The following is a 17,981-nucleotide window of genomic DNA, read 5'->3' as shown; positions in this document are numbered from 1 at the left end:
TTCTAAAAAAGAAGCTATATCCTAAAAAAATGCTAAATAATAATGGAAGACTGATCATGTTTTAATTATGATTATATTATATATTTCTTGATCATTTAAACCATACTGTGCGGTTAATGTAATCTACATAACTTAAAACTATACGCAATATTTTTTTCGATACAAGCCCTGCTTCATTATAATCCGGCACTATTGCTTGTGTACGTTTGTTGTTATCATGTTCTCTAGTAATAGTTTCTACCGCTTGCAATACCCTCTCAGCTTTAAAACCGGACATAATTAACGTGCCAGCATCCATACCTTCAGGACGCTCATGAGCATTTCTAATATTTAAGGCAGGTAAATTAAGTATTGATGCTTCTTCAGTGATAGTACCGCTATCGGATAAAATACAAAACGCATTCATTTGTAATTTTACGTAATCGGTAAAACCAAACGCCGGCAGGAATCTTATTTTATCTCCTAGCTCTTTAAATCCTTCTAAATCTTCAAGCCTTTTTTTAGTTCTCGGATGCGTAGAAAAGATTATCGGAAAATAATACTCTTTAATAAGAGTTTGTAAACTATTCAATAATTCTTTTAAATTATTTTTGACATCTACATTTTCTTCACGATGTGAGCTAATTAAAAAATATTGTTTTGATGTGAGTGATAATTTATCTAAAATATCTGATTTTAATATTTTAGGCATGAAGCGTTCAAGTACTTCCGGCATATGTGAACCTGATTTAAAGGTAAGTTCAGCCGGCAATCCTTCAGCAATTAAATAGCGTCTTGCATGCTCGGTTAATGTAATATTAACGTCACTAGTATGATCGATTATTTTGCGATTAATTTCCTCAGGTACACGCTGATCAAAGCAACGATTTCCTGCTTCCATATGAAAAATGGGAATCTTACGACGTTTAGCAGCAATTACAGAAAGGCAGGAATTAGTATCACCATAAAATAGCACCGCATCAGGCTTTTCTTTTTCAAGAACTTCGTCTACTTTTTCAATAACAAGCCCGATAGATTTTGCTGTATTATCTGCTGCAACTTCTAAAAAATAATCAGGTTTTCTGATTCCCATATCATCAAAAAAAACCTGATTTAATTCGTATGCATAATTTTGACCGGTATGAACTAGAATATGTTTGGTATATTTATCAAACTCAGAAATCACACAACACAGCTTAATAAGCTCTGGGCGAGTACCGACAATAGTCATTACCTTAAGCATTTTTTAGCTCCTCTTGTACATAATCAAGATTTAGTAATAACTCTTTAACTTCCTCTAGATTTAAACGCTTTGTATTATGTGAGGTATAATCCTCTAGAAGTGCTACTTTCTTTTCACCTTCAACAAAGTATTTTGCATAATTAAGATCACGTCCATCCATAGGAATGCGGTAATAATTGCCTAAATCTTCAGCTTTAGCCATTTCTTCTGAAGATACTAACGATTCATAATGTTTTTCACCATGACGTGTACCAATAAAACGTATTTTGTTTTTACTGTTAAATATTCCTTGTAATGCCTTAGCTAACACCTCAATAGTACTAGCTGGAGATTTTTGTACGAAAATATCACCTTGGTGACCATGCTCAAATGCATATAAAACTAAATCTACAGAATCTACAAGTGACATTAAAAAACGCGTCATTGAAGGCTCTGTAATAGTTAAATCCTTATTTTGCTTAATTTGATTAATAAATAAAGGAATTACCGACCCTCTTGATGCCATAACGTTACCGTATCTAGTAACACAAAATACTGTCTTATCTTTTACATTCATACGTGCTTTTGCTATTGCTAACTTTTCCATTAATGCTTTAGACAATCCCATCGCATTAATTGGATACACAGCTTTATCAGTACTAAGTACTATAACTTTTGCAACTTTATTAATTATTGCTGCCCTTAAAACATTTTCAGCACCTAAAATATTGGTATTTATTGCTTCCATAGGATAAAATTCACAGGTTGGAACTTGCTTTAAAGCAGCAGCATGAAATACGTAATCTACACCTTTCATTGCGTCATCAATGCTGTGATAATTACGCACATCCCCGATATAGAATTTAATTTTTAAATTATTCAAAGCAATACGCATATCTTCTTGCTTTTTTTCATCTCTACTAAAAATTCTGATTTCTTTGATATCTTTAATAATATCATTTTTAAGAAAACGAGAAAGTACTGCATTACCAAATGAACCGGTACCTCCGGTAATCAACAAAGTTTTATCTACAAACATTATCTATAAATACCTATTTTATTAATTTTTAAGAATAATGTCATACCGCAACTTGATTGCGGTCTCAGGACATAACCTGTGACACAAAACCCCGTGGTCAAGCCATGGGATGACACACATCACCCAAAATCATACATACGCTTCACAAGTTCCCTCCACTCAGGCGGGTTATAACCTGTTATCCCATTAAAACGTGCACTATCTAGTGAGCGGTCTATTATTAACTCATCTGATGGAATAATATCAATTTTTTTATTATATATTTCTGCTATTAGCTTTAGCAATTCTAGCTTATTAATCGGTTTTGATGCAACATGATAAAGACCATGCAGTTCTTTATTAGGTAGCACAAAATCCTTTATTATTCTTGCAAGCTCTACAGTCGGAAAACCTGAATATATAGCTTTTTCAAAACCTTTTACTGACCTTTCTGAACTTAAAAACCAGTTAGTCAAGCTTCTATTTCCTGAAAGTTCATGACCTATAATCGAAGTACGAAGCGTAATAGCATGTGGATAATCTACCTCACCAAGAAATTTAGAACGACCATATAAATCATAACAATCCGGAAAATCACTTTCCTTGTAATTGCCTTTTTTTCCTGAAAATACACAATCAGTACTAATATGGATTAACCTGCTACCAACAAGTTCACATAAACCAGCAAGCCTATGTGGCAGTAAGCTATTAATCGGTAATGCTTTTAAAGGATCATTTGCATCAGCGAGCTGCTTTACCAGTCCTATACAATTTATTACTACATTGGGCTTTACTTTATTCAATACTTCAACTAACGAATCGTGATTCTCAACATCTACATTTGGAACTATTTTATTTGCTAAATTTTTAGAAAAATAAGAACGAGCTGAGCTGCTCCGGCTTGTCGCATAAACATCAAGATCTTTATCAGTGCTCAAAAACCTAAACATACTATTACCAAGCATGCCGGTTGCACCTAAAATCAATATTTTCATAATAAAGTTACTTTGTTTTATGGCATCGTTTTTACTATAAATAATGTATTATTACAATAGGTTTTATAGGGTATTTATGTTATTTCTGTTTTCTCAAAAATCTATTACTATCCTATATATATTAAGAACAGGTCAACCTTTTTACTATCTCTTCTCTATCAATTAAGGGCAACACCTTAGCAATCTCGGGTCCGGATTCCTTACCTGTTAGAGCAAGACGTAGCGGCAAAAATAATTCTTTACCTTTTTTACCCGTATTATCCGCTATTTTCTTTGTCCAAATACTCCAAATTTCAGTTGTTATTTTCCCTGCCGGTAATAATTTTGCAGCTTGTTTTAGGTATTCTTTATCTAAATTCAAATCTTTTATGTTTGGAGTTTTATGACAAATCTCCCACCAATCTTTTGCATCAAATAATTTTTTTAAATTAGACCTTACTGACAGCCAAAAATTTTCATCAATATAATCTGCTTCTATTTCTTTAAGGCGATCTTTTATCTCAGAAAATTCTAGACTTATCAATAATTTATGATTTAATCTTTCTAAATCTTCCGGCTGATAAATAGTTGGGCTTTTAGAAAAACTACCTATTTCAAAATGTTTCACTAACTCATCCATCTTTTTATAAGGGATAATTTGTGCTGATGATCCAAGCAAACTAAAGAAGCTAGCAATTGCCATTGCTTCTAATCCCACTTCTTCTCTTAAGGTTGCAATCTCAAACCCCCCTACTCTTTTTGAAATTTTTTCATCCTTATTAATGATTAAGCTTAAATGCCCAAAAGTTGGCGGAGATTTATCTAAAGCTTCAAACATCTGAATTTGAATAGCAGTATTACTAACATGATCTTCACCTCTAATAATATGAGTGATCTCATAATCAATATCGTCAATAACCGAGCATAACATATAAGTCATACTTCCATCTGCTCTTATTACTATCGGGTCACTCAAAGCCTTACCCTCATACTTAACTTCGCCTTTGATCATATCATGCCAAGTAATCGGTTCATGATTTACTAAAAACCTATAATGCGGCTTTCGTCCTTGTTCTATATATTTTTGTATCTGATCTTCTGTTAGATTCAGGGCTGATCGATCATAAATAGGAGGCAATCCTTTAGAAAGCTGAAATTTACGTTTTAATTCAAGCTCTTCGGGCGTTTCATAGCAGGCATATAATCTTTTTTTATCCAATAATAGTTTTTTGATCTCGTCATATCTATTTAAACGACTTAATTGATTAAATGTTTGATCCCAATTAAGGTTTAAAAACTTTAGATCTTTTTCGATAGCGTCTTTGTATTCTTGTTTGCTACGCTCTAAATCCGTATCGTCAAATCTTAAAATAAACTGCCCATCATACTTCTTCGCATATAGCCAATTAAGTAGTGCTGCTCTTATATTACCAACATGTAACATGCCTGTCGGTGATGGAGCAAATCGTGTTATAACTTTTGTCATTTTTACTTATTTTTTGTCTTTTTAACTTTTATCTTCTTATCGACAAGATTAGTTACCTCATCCATATTCAAAGGATTTGGTTGTTTAGCAGCAATTGCACTTAGTTTTTCTTCAATTAACTTCATTGCATCATCTAAGCTTAAATTTAAGAAATCATATTTTTTAGGTATTGAAATAAACTTGCCCATATATTTTATATATGGACCGAATTTACCATATCCAACTAAAATTTCTTCACCACTATCTTTATGCATACCTATTTTAAGCGGTAAACTCAAAAGCTTTAACGCTGTATCGATAGTAATTTCATTCTGGTTTATAACAAGGGGCAACGGGACACGTTTTGGTTTTGTTCTACTATCTATTTGCTCACCATATTGGATATAAGGTCCATAAGGTCCTTTTTTCAAATATATCTCTATTCCCTCTTTATCCTTGCCTAAAACTTTATTTTCATTAACAATATCTTTAGCCTCTCCATCAGTTTCATTATTATCATTACCACTAACAATAGATTTTCTAAAATTACATTCAGGGTAATTGCTGCATGCTAAAAATGCTCCAAATTTACCAAGCTTTAAACTTAGCTCACCAGTTTTGCATGATGGGCAAACTTTAGAGTCTTTATTTTCTCCGAATATATGATAATCAAGAGCTTGCTGCACATAGCTAATAATTTCTGTAATGTTTTGTTTACTTACAGATTCTATATTGTGGTTAAAGCCATTCCAAAAATTACCTAAAGCGGATTTCCATTCAAGCTTGCCAGCAGCTATTTCATCTAGCTCATTTTCAAGTCCTGCTGTAAAATCATATTCAACATATTTTTTGAAAAAACCAACTAAAAATACTGTTACTAGACGCCCTAGTTCTTCAGGCATAAAACGCTTTTTCTCTAACGTCACATATTTACGATCTTGTAAAACTGACAGAATAGTAGCATAAGTTGATGGACGACCAATTCCAAGCTCTTCAAGCTTTTTCACTAAGCTAGCTTCTGAATATCGTGGCGGTGGTTCAGTGAAATGCTGATTTGGAATGATCTCTTTAGTTTTTAAATGTTCTTGTTCTTTTAAAGGCGGCAGCATCTTATTTTCTTCTTCAGCCTCATCGTCTATACTTTCACGATAGACTTTATAAAACCCATCAAAAGCTATAGCCATCCCGTTCGCTCTTGCTAAATATTCCTTATTTTCTGAAACTAAAGTTGCATTTACTAGATCCATTATGACATTTTCAATTTGGCAGGCTATAGTCCTTTTCCAAATTAATTCATAAAGCTTATAATAATCTTTCTCTAGCTTTTCCTTTAAATCATTAGGGGTATAGTTAATATTTGTCGGTCTTATAGCTTCGTGAGCTTCTTGAGCGTTTTTTACTTTCGATTTATAAATGCGGGGACTGCTTGGTAGGTATTTATCACCGTAATCTTTATTTATTAATTTACGTATTTCATCTACCGCATCATTTGATAAGGTAACGCCGTCAGTTCTCATATAAGTAATAAGTCCGATAGTTTCCTTACCGATATCTACACCCTCATACAATTTTTGAGCTATTTGCATGGTTTTTTTAGCACTAAAACCTAATTTTCGTGCAGCTTCTTGTTGAAGAGATGAAGTAATGAAAGGAGGTTGCGGCTGACGTTTTTGCTGCTTCTTTTCTATCTTATCAACATGAAAATTCTGAGATTTAAGCTTTTCAGTTAAATCTTTTGCTTCTTTATCATTAGTAATCGAAAACTTTTCTAGCTTCTGATCGTTTACGTGAGTTAGTTTAGCAGTAAATAGCTCTTTGTTACTATTTAGCATTTTAAGGCTAATATCCCAATATTCTTCTGACTTAAATCGCTCTATCTCATCTTCACGCTCGCATATTAAACGTAATGCTACAGACTGTACACGCCCCGCTGATTTACACCCAGGAAGCTTACGCCATAAAAGCGGTGACAATGTAAAACCGACTAAATAGTCTAAAGCTCTTCGTGCTTGTTGAGCATTTACTAAATTATTGTCAAGTTTTCTAGGATTTTCTATAGCATGAGTAATTGCTTTTTTGGTAATTTCGTTAAACGCTACTCGCTTAAAAAAATCGTCAGATTTGACTTTATTTTTTTCTTTAATTACTTCTGCAATATGCCACGAGATGGACTCACCCTCACGATCTGGATCGGTTGCAAGATATACTGACTCAGCTTTTTTTGCATCTTTAATTATTGCATCCACATATTTACCTGCTTTCTCTGAAATATCATATTTCATTGAAAAATTTTCATCAGGTATTACAGAACCTTTTTTAGATGGAAGATCTCTAATATGACCAAATGAGGCAATAACTTTAAATTCATCACCTAAATATTTATTTATTGTTTTTGCCTTTGCTGGCGATTCTACTATTACTAATTTCATCAATTATTATTATTTATTATATACTTATCTAATTTGTATAATTTTATTATAAAAACAACTATTTTTACTTATCAGCGTTATAAATTAACGATATTTTATTGCTGGGGTGTCGCATTGCTTTACCAGCAAGCTCTAATTCTAATATTATTGTATATATAATAGGCAATGGTAATTCCGTCATTTTTTGTAAATAATCAAAATCTATAGGTACTGCAGATAATAATTCTATAACAACAGCACGCTCTTTTTCTGATGGTTCTTTTATCTGCATTGTATTTAGTGGTTTAAAATTAGCATCTAACTCAGCAAAATCTTTAAATAAGCTTTCATCTTTCTTGATAAATTCTTTATATTGCGGCAAATTAGCTACAATATCATTAACCGATTCTACTAAATGTGCACCTTGTCTAATAAGTTTATTTGTATAGCTTAATGCGATAAGGTAGTGACTTTTTTAAGAGCATAGTAAACCGCATCAAAAAAGTGCTCAAAATTAGAAACAGTTTTTCTTATTTCGTTCTTGATTTTAAACCAGTAATGCTCAATAGGATTTAAATCAGGAGAGTAAGTTGGTAAAAATAAAATACTGCAACCAACAGATTCAATTAACGTTTTCACTTTTGTACTTTTATGAAAATTAATATTATCCATTACTACTATCTGACCAGGCTTTAACTCTTTGATCAATATCTCTTGTACATAAGTTTCAAAAATGTCCTTATTACATGTCCCATCAAATATTATTGGGGCAATAATATCTTTGGCAGACACCCCAGCAATCATACTAATCCGTGATTTATATTGATAGACCCTTTCACCATAACATCTTTGACCGATAATGCTCCACCCGTGTTCTCTACAGCTATTATCTTCTATCCCAGATTCATCGATAAATACTAAATCTTGTTTGTCTATAGTTTTTAGTTTCAATATAAACTCATTCCTTAGACCAACATCTCTTTTGGGATGAAGAAAAGTTTTTTTTATAACTATAACCTAATTTATTAAGCAATCTTGATATCGTACTTGCAGATACTTTTTGACTCCAGTTGTTAGCTAGTTCCATGGTGGTTTTATCAAAATTTAATTCTATAAATTTTTTAAATCCCTCTATGTCTCTTATTATTCTACGATGTCCTGTATGATAACCACTTTTTGCTTTGATATCGCCGGTTTGTTTCTTTAATTTTTTCCATTCTATTATAGTCTTCCTACTAATAGAGTATATCTCAGAAGTCTCTTTTATTGTTTTACCATCTGTTAAACTTTTTATTACTCGTATTCTTAAATCGTATGAATATGCCTTTGCCATAAGTTTTTCATTTAGTATAATCTAACTCATACTCTAAGTCATTATCTTATCGCATTAAGCTATACCTTGACATCTTTGATCTAAAGGAAAACCTGGAACGGCAAAAATTTCTCTATTTTGCTCAAGAGCAAATCTTGCTGTAATTAAAGAGCCAGATTTTAGGCTCGCTTCTATTACTACTGTAGCAAGAGCAAGACCAGATATTATTCTATTACGTTGCGGGAAATGCTTACCAAGTGGCGTAGATCCTACAGGTAATTCAGCTATTATAAACCCCTTTTCTGCCAAATTTTCAAATAATTTTTTGTTTTCTGGTGGATATATATGATCAATACCGCCAGCAGCAATAACTCCAATAGTTTTAGAAGTTGCTGCTTGATGCACACACTGCTATCTATTCCTCTTGCTAAGCCTGAAACAGTTACATACCCCTCTTCTGCTAACTCGGCAGCAATTTTATGAGAAAAGCTTCTCCCATTTGCTGAGGCGTTTCTAGCTCCAACTATCGCAATACATTTATGATGATTTAGTAAATCTATATTACCTTTATAGCTTAATACTGGCGGGGGATCATAAATTTCAAATAATAATCGTGAATATTCTAGAGATTTATATGTGATAAGTTTAGCATTATTTTTTTTAAGCAGTTCTAATTCTTTCTCAGCATCACTTTTACTAAAAATCTTAATTGGCTTTGATTTTCCACCCCTTAGTGAAAAATCCCCAATATTTTCTATGCTAGTTGCTGCATCACCAAATAACTTTATTAAGCTATAGAAAGTTTTAGGTCCTACATTTTCACTTCTAATAAGCCGTAAAATATTAATTGTTTCAAGATCACACGATATTTTAGAAGTAGGAGCAGAAAATAGTTCTTTTAGCATTAGGTAAAGTACTTGATGAACGTCATTGCGAGCGACTAAAAGGAGCATGGCAATCTCAGGATGTTTTATGAGATTGCAACAAAGCTTCGCTCCTCGCAATGACGGGAATAATTAATATAATATACTATACTATAATTTCTCTGCATGTGAGCTTAAGTAATGTGCTATACCATCATGCGATGGCGTAATAGCTTCTTCACCTTTATGCCAACCCGCCGGGCAAACTTCACCATGTTTTTGATTATGAGCTAATGCATCAATTACTTTCAGCGTATAATTAATATCACGACCTATAGGCAAATCATTAACTAACATATGACGCACTACAAAATCTTCATCTATTAAAAAAGTACCACGTAATGAAATACCGCCATCATTAAGCACGTTATACATTGAAGAAATTTCTTTTTTAAGATCAGAAACCATTGGGAATTGAACCTGTCCAAGTCCACCTTTACTATGAGGAGTATTTTTCCAAGCTAAATGGCTAAAATGTGAATCAACACTAACTGACACTACTTTAGTATTTCTTTCAGTAAACTCACCAAGTTTATTATGAAATGCTATAATTTCCGATGGACATACAAAAGTAAAATCCAAAGGATAGAAGAACAATATAATTTTATGTCCTTTAGCATAACGACTAAGAGTAAATTCACCTTCTACATTATTATTAGGCATAATTGCTGTAGCTGTAAAATCTGGGGCAGGTTTGCCAACAAATACTTTCATATCTTCACAAACATTCTCATTTTTTAGCATATTCTTACCTTTTTAGTTAACAACCTGATTATGATATATAAAACTAATTATTATTACAACAATAAATCTTCACAAAATTTACTTACTTTCTTTCTTATCTGAAGAAGTTTTTAATTGATTAAATATACTTAGGGTTTGAGTGATAAAACTACTTGGCTCTGAAAGATTTGCAGGTAAAATCACTGTATTAGTATCTTTAGCTAAATTACCGAATGCGTTAATATACTGCTCGGCTATTTTAAGAGATACCGCCTCGCTACCGCCAGTTTTTTGCATTGCTGATGCTATAGTCTCAATACTTTTAGCTGTAGCGGTTGCAACTAGACCAATCGCCTCCGACTCACCTTTTGCTCTATTAACTTGATCAGTATAAGAAGCTTCTGAATTTAGAACAATCTGTGCTTTTTCTCCTTCCGCATGGTTAATCTTTGCTTGTCTATTACCCTCAGACTCTAAGATTTGTGCACGTTTTTGACGCTCTGCCGCTACTTGTAACTCCATAGCTTTAAGGATAGATTGCGGTGGCTGAATATCTTTGATCTCATAACGCATACATTGTATGCCCCAGTTTATCGCTGCTTGGTTAATGGCTGCAACAATAGCAACGTTTAAAGTTTCACGTTCTTCAAAAGTTCTATCTAACGGTAATTTACCAATTTCCGAACGCATAGTAGTTTGTGCAAGCTGAGTTATAGCGTAATACGGATTATTGACACCGTAAGAAGCTGCCATTGGATCAATGATTTTAACATATAAAACACCATCAATAGATAATGTTACGTTATCGTTTGAAATAGCAGTTTGTGCAGTAACATCTATTGCTTCTTCTTTCAAAGTATGTTTATAAGCTACTCTTTGAATTACTGGAATTAAGAGATTCAAACCAGGTTGCAACACCTTATCGAACTTCCCTAATTTCTCTACTACCCAAGCTTGTTGCTGAGGCACAACTTTAACCATTTGTATTATAACCAAGATAGCTATGATACTAAAAATTAATAATGCATATTCCATATTAACACCTTTTTTATTTTCGTTTTTATCTTATATTGAAATTTTGGAAATTACTAGAGATATTATTGTAGGTTGGGAGTTAGGTGTCATTGCGAGGAGGCGAAGCCGACGTTGCAATCTCAGGAGTCTAAATTTTATGAGATTGCCACGCTCACTTTGTTCGCTCGCAATGACACAATCTAATAAGACCTATCTAAAATAAACCTAATAATAGAAAATAAATATTCTTTATAAATATTTTGAACTGGGATTTTGTTAAGAACGCTAATAGCTTCATTTTCTAAGCTATTCAGATGATTTATAATGTCCTTACTAATTTTATGCTTTACCATCAAATCACATACTTTTACAAATTCTTCTTTAGTACGATTATCTGACTTTATCATATTTTTAAGATGGGCTTTATCGTCTTTCTCTAATTTATCATATAAGAAGATTAACGGTAATGTAACTTTCCCTTCTAAAAAATCATCACCGATATTTTTTCCTACCTGCTTATCATTGCCAAGATAATCAAGCAGATCATCTATAACCTGAAATATAGTGCCAAGTAATCTTCCAAACTCTTCTATATCTTTAGAAATATCATCACTCTGATTTGCTATGATAGCTCCAACAGAACAAGAAGCACCAAATAATTCAGCAGTTTTAGACTTAACTATTTGCTGATATTCTTCTATATTTATAAGACGACGCTCGTTTAGCTTAACTAGCTGCACTACCTCACCTTCTGAAATTATTGCTGAAGCTTTTGCTAAAACATTCATGGCTTTAATAGAGCCAGAAGATACCATTAATTTAAATGATTGACTAAAAAGAAAATCACCGACTAAAATACTTGTTTTACTTCCCCAAATAACATTAGCAGTTGGCTTAAATCTTCGAAGCGTACTGTCATCTACTACATCGTCATGAAGTAGTGTTGCTGTATGAATAAATTCCACGGCACTAGCAAGCTTTATATGACTATCGCCATTATAATCAAACATTTTAGCAGTTATAATAGTTAATAGCGGACGAATTCGTTTGCCACCTGCTTCCAGTAAATATTTACCAACTTTCTCTATTAACTCTTCATCACTTTTTAAACAGCTAATAATCAAGTTATTTAACTGGGTTACTTCATCTTTTAAATCTTGCTGTATTTTTACTATAAAATCCATTATTTTGTAATCTCTTGCCACATAGTTTCATTAATATCTTGAAACCCTGGTAGCATACATTTTTCTAGTATTTTTTGATGTTCTTTAAAATCCGGTATTAGTTCCATGATTTTTTCTTTTAAATTATCACCTGTTTTAACTTCTTTTACTGCTGCTTGGTATAAAGACAAATAATATAAAGGTAGAATTTTATTTATATCATCTATAGTACCTATTTTAGTTTTATTTAAATCTGATAAATCAAAATTATATTCAAAACTAACATCAGTTAAGTTAGAAGAATTTGGATGATCGGAAATAGTTTTAAAGAAAGATATAAAAGCATTTTTATAGATTTCTTTACTTTCTTCCGAAAGATTTTTATTTATATAAGAGCTTAGCACCTCCATTATTTTAGGATAATTATTGGCTATGATATCACCCTTACTATAAGAATCTTTAAATACACTTACTAATGTTTCGTTTGTTATATTAAATCCTGTTCTATTTGAATACAAACTTAGAGCATTTATTTGAGCTCTAGTTAACTTATTTAACTCAGTAAATAAACTAGCATTTAATTTAAAATCATATTCTCGGTTTTCCAAAATACTAAAATCAAACTCCTGATTACTATCTAAAACATAGCTTAGTTTAGAGTTTAAACTTTTATATGACTCATTATCTGAAAGTGTAAGCAAATAGTTTTGCCTGTCATAATATTTTCTTATGAAACTCAAGAAGCTTGTTATAGAGTCTTGCTTTAGCTTAAATTTTGAATCTATCAAAAGATTAACGTTATTATTACCTAAACCATCTAACTTACCTTTATACAGTAAATTAATATTATTTTCAAAACTATTACTATTTATTTGTGCATTAGTAATTTCAATTGTTAAATCTTTAGCAAAGTCTTTAAAATTTGGGTTACCCGCAGTAATTAAAAAATTAGCTGAAAATTTAAAGTTATTATGCCATGCTAATCTATATAATAACAGCCCTGCCGGAATTATTCTATCTTCAAGATCACTCTGTATTATTTCTGTATCATAATTAATTTCTAATTTTTGTGGTATATTATCAAGAAAATCCTGTTTACTTGTATAGTATTTACTCTTATCAAATGCTAAATTAAATAGAGTATGATCTTCTTCATATAGCTTTTTATTATCTACCAAATCAAAAATTTCTGCTTTATTTAAAGTAAATTTAACATCTTCTATAAAATTTATTATTTCAAAAAAATCCTTTTTCTCTTTTACAATTTTAAATAATCCAAGACTTAAAGGCATTTTTGCGGATAATATACAATTATCATTATAAAATTTTACTCCAAAGCCTCTCTCAATTGGTTTAAATCTGCCAACTGCCTCTCCTGAAAAATCTACAAATATTTGCTGCTTTAATAAATCATAACCAATATTTATAGGTGAATTAAATTCGATTTTTCTATTAACGCTTTCTTCTTGCCAATTAATAATTGAAATACCAAATTTAAAAGGAAAACCATACGGCTTAGCTTTAGAAAATTTAACAAAATATTGCTGAGAATCATCGATATTAAGATAAGTATCAGAATATTTTTGATTTATAGAATTTGATAAGGAAAATAGGATTGCAAACCATAATATGCCATAAGTTAATACCGCAAGAATAGATACAAAAAATATTATTTTTAAAGTTTTTTTCATTTCTTTAAATTAAAGAAATATTTAATTTCATTCCTAGAGCAATCGCAGCACGATCAAGGGTATCAAGAGTAACATTAGGATTGTTAGGGTTTAGAAGTCTATTTACGGCTGATCTACTAGTTTCCATTTTTTCAGCCATTTCTGTTTTTGTTATATGTTTTTGTTCCATAATTTGCTTTATTTGTTCAGCAAGAATACGCTTATGGGCTACTACTGTAACTTCTTCTAATATTCCTATTTCATTAAGAAAATTATCAAAATTAGAACCAATATACTTTTGATTAAGTTTATTCACAATTCTACCTCTTTTTTTCTTTTAAATGCTAAATCTAACTCTTTATTAGGAGTTTTTTGAGATTTTTTTATAATCCATGTAACAGAATCATTTCACTATCTACTATACAAAAAAATACTCTTCCTATTTTACCATCTGTTAAATTTGATCTTACTTCATACATTCCTTTACCTAAAGATTTACATATAGGCATTCCAACTGGCCAAGAGTATTCTATAGTTTTAATATCTGTACCAATAGTTTTACAATCTTTAGGTTCTAACTCAAGCAACCACTCACGTACTGGTTCTTTTTCACTGATAGATCGGTAAAATTTTACATTAAGAGTTTTTGATATATTAAACATTATATTAATGTACTATAATTGGTACAATTTGGCAATTAAAAGTTTTTTTATATAATTATTATTGTCATCCCGCGACTTGATCGCGGGATCCAGTTAAAAATACGCTAGTATTTTTTATTGTTTTTCTGGATCCCGTGGACAAGCCACGGGATGACATCGAAGCCCCCTCATAGGACGGCATTATTAATATTTTATTTACACAACTCAGTATATTCTTTATTCAACTTTACAACATCCCAAATCCATAAGCTAATCATAACTATAAAAATTACTAATAGATATATTATTATAGAGTCAAAAGTAGCAGTAGGAATAATTATAAATATTAAGGACTGAATAAATGCACCGAGTGATTTACCAAATTTTGTACCTATTACCTCCACGGCAGCTTTACCCTTAGTTCTAAGTTCAAGCGATAACGGAATATACGCCATTTCTTTTGTTGAATCAAAAAGCGAGTATTTAGATGATTTACTCAGGATATTTTGAATTGCTCCAACAATTATTGCTGCATATAAAAGGTTAAAATTACCAAAACATGATCCTATTTCTTCGATAAAGATTATGAAAATAAAAAACATTAATCCGGTTATAGATAACATAATAGGTGTTAATAATGCAGAAACAAACCAACCGAGCCTTCTAAGAATATTGCTTCCTATGATCATGAAAGTGACGCATGATACACCCATCAAAATATTAAATCTGCCCATAAAATGAACATAATCTATAGTATTTGGATATAGTTCTTTTACTTTTGCTTTCCAAGGTCCTTCTACAATATTAATCAATAACCCGTAGCAGATTATTAATAATGCGATACGACCTATATATTTCGAGTTAATTACCAACTTAATACTTTCCAAAACCGAAAGTTTAGTTTTTGTTTTAGCCTTAACTTTCTTTGAATCTAAAACATTTATAGAATCAGTCAAAATAGATTTATTTATTATTCTAAATAGCAGCATAGAAATAACACCCGCTGCAACAATTATTGACATAATAGGTTGTAGCATCTCTGTTGTTTGAGAGGTTAAATTAACTGATGCATCAAAAGAATTAGGTAATAATTCAGGATCAATTATTTTGTTACCTGAAAAAAATACTAAAACGCTACCTGCAAGTATTAGTCCCATATTACCAACCATCCCAAGGACTGGATAAAATCTTTTTGCTTTATTAGTATCAAAAATATGGTTAGCAAACTGCCAAAACATTAAGTTTATAACTACAGCACTCCATAACTCTGCAAAGATATACATAAGTCCATAGCTCCATTTACTGGCTATTTTAATAAACCATTTGAAGTTAGGGTAAGATGTTATTAAGTTATTTATTATTTCATTATTAGGGTGATAAGCTTCCTGATTTGGATAAATAATATATGCAAAAAATAAGAAAAATAATAAAAAGCTACCAACTATAATATAAAAAACATATTCAAAATTGAATTTATTACTGAGCTTAACGTAAAGTATTGTAAAGATCACACATGCGGGTAATACTAGCCATAATTTTAAAAAGCTAATAATCTCTGCCCCCATAGAAGGTACTACTAAGCTATCTTTTATAGAACGCAATGCTCCGAAATTGAAAAGGATACATAGCATCATTAATGCCATAGGTATGAAAAGCTTTAATTCCTTTCTTTCTATTGGCCAAATTATTTCCTTAACTTTCTCAAAAAAGGTTTTGGGCGGCAACATTTATATTGTAACCTTGCATAAAAATTAAATTAAATTCCATGAATCTTTTTAAATATTCATAGAATCTAAACTTTTAAATCTCTTACTCATTAAAGTCAATTAAAATCTTCATTACCCCAAGGAGTAAACTCTCTATATCGCCAATAATATTTTTCAATCTCTTGATACTTTTCTATAATATCTTTTGTCCATTTTATTTCATTATTATTCCATGGTTTTTTTTTACCAGCATAATGTATAATAAAATATGAAAAATAAGTATCTCTATCTATAAAGTAGGTATAAAAATTCCATCTCATAGATAATGGATATATGTAATCATGAAAAGCAATATTTAATAAGTCTTGATCAGGATAAGCAAAACTACATTTTGAATTATGCATTGCATCTAAAATCATATTCTTTGCTTGCTTTTCACGCATATTTTGTAGATTTAGAAATACTATACCACTATTTTTATAAAAATTATTTATTTTCCTATTACACTCTTCTTCTACTTTTAAAGTACAATAAGTAAGAGCTGTATCCATACTACCAGCAACTATATAGTTTGACATATCTAACTTTTTGAAAGAATTTAAATCACGCAACACAATAATATCTGCATCAAGATATAATACAGAGTCTAAGTTCGGAAAGACTTCATCAAAATATAACCTATACATTACCAAAGGAGGCCACATATCTAAAAATTCTATTTTTTCATTAGCTAAATTTAAGTCTAATACAATTTCAGGAAAAGGAATAAAATCTATAGAATAGTCCCTTATATGTTTCATAGAAGCTAATTTTTCCATTGATTCTTCTGTAAGCGAATCTTTTGGATTCATCACAATATGAAATTTATAAAAACTATCTAAATCACTATTTATTAAACTTGAAGCGATAACTGTCGCAGCGTGCCGAGCAAACTTATCATTAATAATCAATGCTATATCTAATACATTATCTTGTTTTATGCCAGTTAACTTAATTATATTTTGCATTTCCTCTATGGCAAGCTTATAATCAAGCTTTATATCCTGCTCATTAAGTGAGGGTCTACCAAGTAGGTGAATCATGCTAAGCCTATACAAACATCTTGCTGTAAGCTCAGCTATATTAAGAGAAATTAGACTTTTTAGAGCAGGAATTTCATCTTTTGTATAACCGCTAAAATATTTTATTAAGTCAGAATCATTTTTTATATTCAAATGTTCTTTTACTTCTTTTTCATAACCTGAAATTATTAATTTTGCTAAATTAATCGCAGCATTTTTAGTATATAAAGTATCAAGCCCATAACTACCATTCTTAATTGCTTTATATTTCTCTACTAAAGTAGCATCCTCACCCGAATATAGCCGTAGCAAACAATCATAACCTTTTGCAACTTCTAAACGCACCTTTTCGTCTTCTATTTTGAAAGTACAAATTTTTTCTAATTTTACCTTATCTTTAACGGTTAGCGGCTTATCTTCTAGCTTCTCAAGTGCTGAATCAAAACTGAATAGATCTTCACGCATAACACTATAAAACTTTTGATAGCTGTAGGTAGAGATATCCCTAATACAATAATTTTCTGAATGCATTTTATGATTACTCGTGAAAAATCCTATAACAACTATAAACATTATTAAAATTAGAAGAAGTAACAGAGGAATTTTAATGGTAGCAAAAATATTTTTTTTAGACCTTTTTTTGAACATTTAAATTTATAACTAATTAGTTTAAAAGAATTTATCAATTAATAATAAAACCCG

General features: G+C 31.0%; 17 protein-coding genes. All 17 read right to left on the bottom strand.

The features are described 5' to 3' along the window. Positions 1–91: 91 nt before the first annotated feature. Positions 92–1,222: a non-hydrolyzing UDP-N-acetylglucosamine 2-epimerase gene (gene wecB / locus ACICQC_RS04285; RefSeq protein WP_395477517.1), complete on the bottom strand. Its 1,131-nt coding sequence runs from the start codon at positions 1,220–1,222 to the stop codon at positions 92–94. After that, a complete protein-coding gene (locus ACICQC_RS04280) occupies positions 1,215–2,240 on the bottom strand; it encodes a polysaccharide biosynthesis protein (RefSeq protein WP_395477516.1) in 1,026 nt (341 codons plus the stop codon). Before ACICQC_RS04280 ends, wecB begins: the two co-directional genes overlap by 8 nt. Positions 2,241–2,359: 119 nt before the next feature. Further along, a complete protein-coding gene (locus ACICQC_RS04275) occupies positions 2,360–3,214 on the bottom strand; it encodes a dTDP-4-dehydrorhamnose reductase family protein (RefSeq protein WP_395477515.1) in 855 nt (284 codons plus the stop codon). 121 nt (positions 3,215–3,335) lie between these two features. After that, positions 3,336–4,679, bottom strand: a complete 1,344-nt coding sequence (gltX, locus tag ACICQC_RS04270; RefSeq protein ID WP_395477514.1) for a glutamate--tRNA ligase — start codon at positions 4,677–4,679, stop codon at positions 3,336–3,338. Between the two features lie 2 nt (positions 4,680–4,681). Continuing rightward, positions 4,682–7,087, bottom strand: coding sequence for a type I DNA topoisomerase (gene topA, locus ACICQC_RS04265; protein WP_395477513.1), 2,406 nt, complete (start codon positions 7,085–7,087; stop codon positions 4,682–4,684). Between the two features lie 64 nt (positions 7,088–7,151). Next, positions 7,152–7,448 carry a hypothetical protein gene (locus tag ACICQC_RS04260; RefSeq protein WP_395477512.1) on the bottom strand — a complete coding sequence of 99 codons (297 nt, stop codon included), beginning with the start codon at positions 7,446–7,448 and terminating at the stop codon, positions 7,152–7,154. A gap of 68 nt (positions 7,449–7,516) precedes the next feature. Then, a protein-coding gene (locus ACICQC_RS04255) for an IS630 family transposase (RefSeq protein ID WP_395476390.1) occupies positions 7,517–8,399 on the bottom strand; the annotation gives its coding sequence in 2 pieces (ribosomal slippage) (positions 7,517–8,071 and positions 8,073–8,399; 882 coding nt in all). Between the two features lie 54 nt (positions 8,400–8,453). Then, complete coding sequence (locus ACICQC_RS04250; protein ID WP_395477511.1) at positions 8,454–8,783, bottom strand: DNA-processing protein DprA; 330 nt, start codon at positions 8,781–8,783, stop codon at positions 8,454–8,456. Next, a complete protein-coding gene (locus tag ACICQC_RS04245) occupies positions 8,666–9,283 on the bottom strand; it encodes a DNA-processing protein DprA (protein ID WP_395477510.1) in 618 nt (205 codons plus the stop codon). The genes ACICQC_RS04250 and ACICQC_RS04245 overlap by 118 nt, the downstream gene beginning before the upstream one ends. Positions 9,284–9,412: 129 nt before the next feature. After that, positions 9,413–10,015 carry a peroxiredoxin gene (locus ACICQC_RS04240; protein WP_395477643.1) on the bottom strand — a complete coding sequence of 201 codons (603 nt, stop codon included), beginning with the start codon at positions 10,013–10,015 and terminating at the stop codon, positions 9,413–9,415. A 108-nt stretch (positions 10,016–10,123) separates the two neighbouring features. Continuing rightward, the gene (locus ACICQC_RS04235; RefSeq protein WP_395477509.1) at positions 10,124–11,059 is read right to left on the bottom strand and encodes an SPFH domain-containing protein; all 936 of its coding nucleotides are present in this window, start codon (positions 11,057–11,059) and stop codon (positions 10,124–10,126) included. 179 nt (positions 11,060–11,238) lie between these two features. Beyond that, positions 11,239–12,222 (bottom strand): polyprenyl synthetase family protein, encoded by a 984-nt coding sequence (locus ACICQC_RS04230; protein ID WP_395477508.1) that lies wholly within the window; start codon positions 12,220–12,222, stop codon positions 11,239–11,241. Continuing rightward, positions 12,222–13,892 (bottom strand): hypothetical protein, encoded by a 1,671-nt coding sequence (locus ACICQC_RS04225; protein ID WP_395477507.1) that lies wholly within the window; start codon positions 13,890–13,892, stop codon positions 12,222–12,224. Before ACICQC_RS04225 ends, ACICQC_RS04230 begins: the two co-directional genes overlap by 1 nt. 4 nt (positions 13,893–13,896) lie before the next feature. Further along, positions 13,897–14,187, bottom strand: a complete 291-nt coding sequence (locus ACICQC_RS04220) for a helix-turn-helix domain-containing protein (RefSeq protein WP_395477506.1) — start codon at positions 14,185–14,187, stop codon at positions 13,897–13,899. A gap of 67 nt (positions 14,188–14,254) precedes the next feature. Continuing rightward, a complete protein-coding gene (locus tag ACICQC_RS04215) occupies positions 14,255–14,533 on the bottom strand; it encodes a type II toxin-antitoxin system RelE/ParE family toxin (RefSeq protein WP_395477505.1) in 279 nt (92 codons plus the stop codon). A 191-nt stretch (positions 14,534–14,724) separates the two neighbouring features. After that, the gene (gene tlc3, locus ACICQC_RS04205; RefSeq protein WP_395477504.1) at positions 14,725–16,239 is read right to left on the bottom strand and encodes a nucleotide exchange transporter Tlc3; all 1,515 of its coding nucleotides are present in this window, start codon (positions 16,237–16,239) and stop codon (positions 14,725–14,727) included. Between the two features lie 95 nt (positions 16,240–16,334). After that, on the bottom strand, positions 16,335–17,927 hold the full coding sequence (locus ACICQC_RS04200; protein WP_395477503.1) for a glycosyltransferase family 8 protein: 1,593 nt from the start codon (positions 17,925–17,927) through the stop codon (positions 16,335–16,337). Positions 17,928–17,981: the final 54 nt, after the last annotated feature.

Origin of the sequence: Rickettsia endosymbiont of Pantilius tunicatus (genome assembly GCF_964291875.1) — a bacterium.
In the GTDB taxonomy this organism is placed as follows: domain Bacteria; phylum Pseudomonadota; class Alphaproteobacteria; order Rickettsiales; family Rickettsiaceae; genus Rickettsia.
This window is presented reverse-complemented; position numbering and strand designations above follow the sequence as displayed.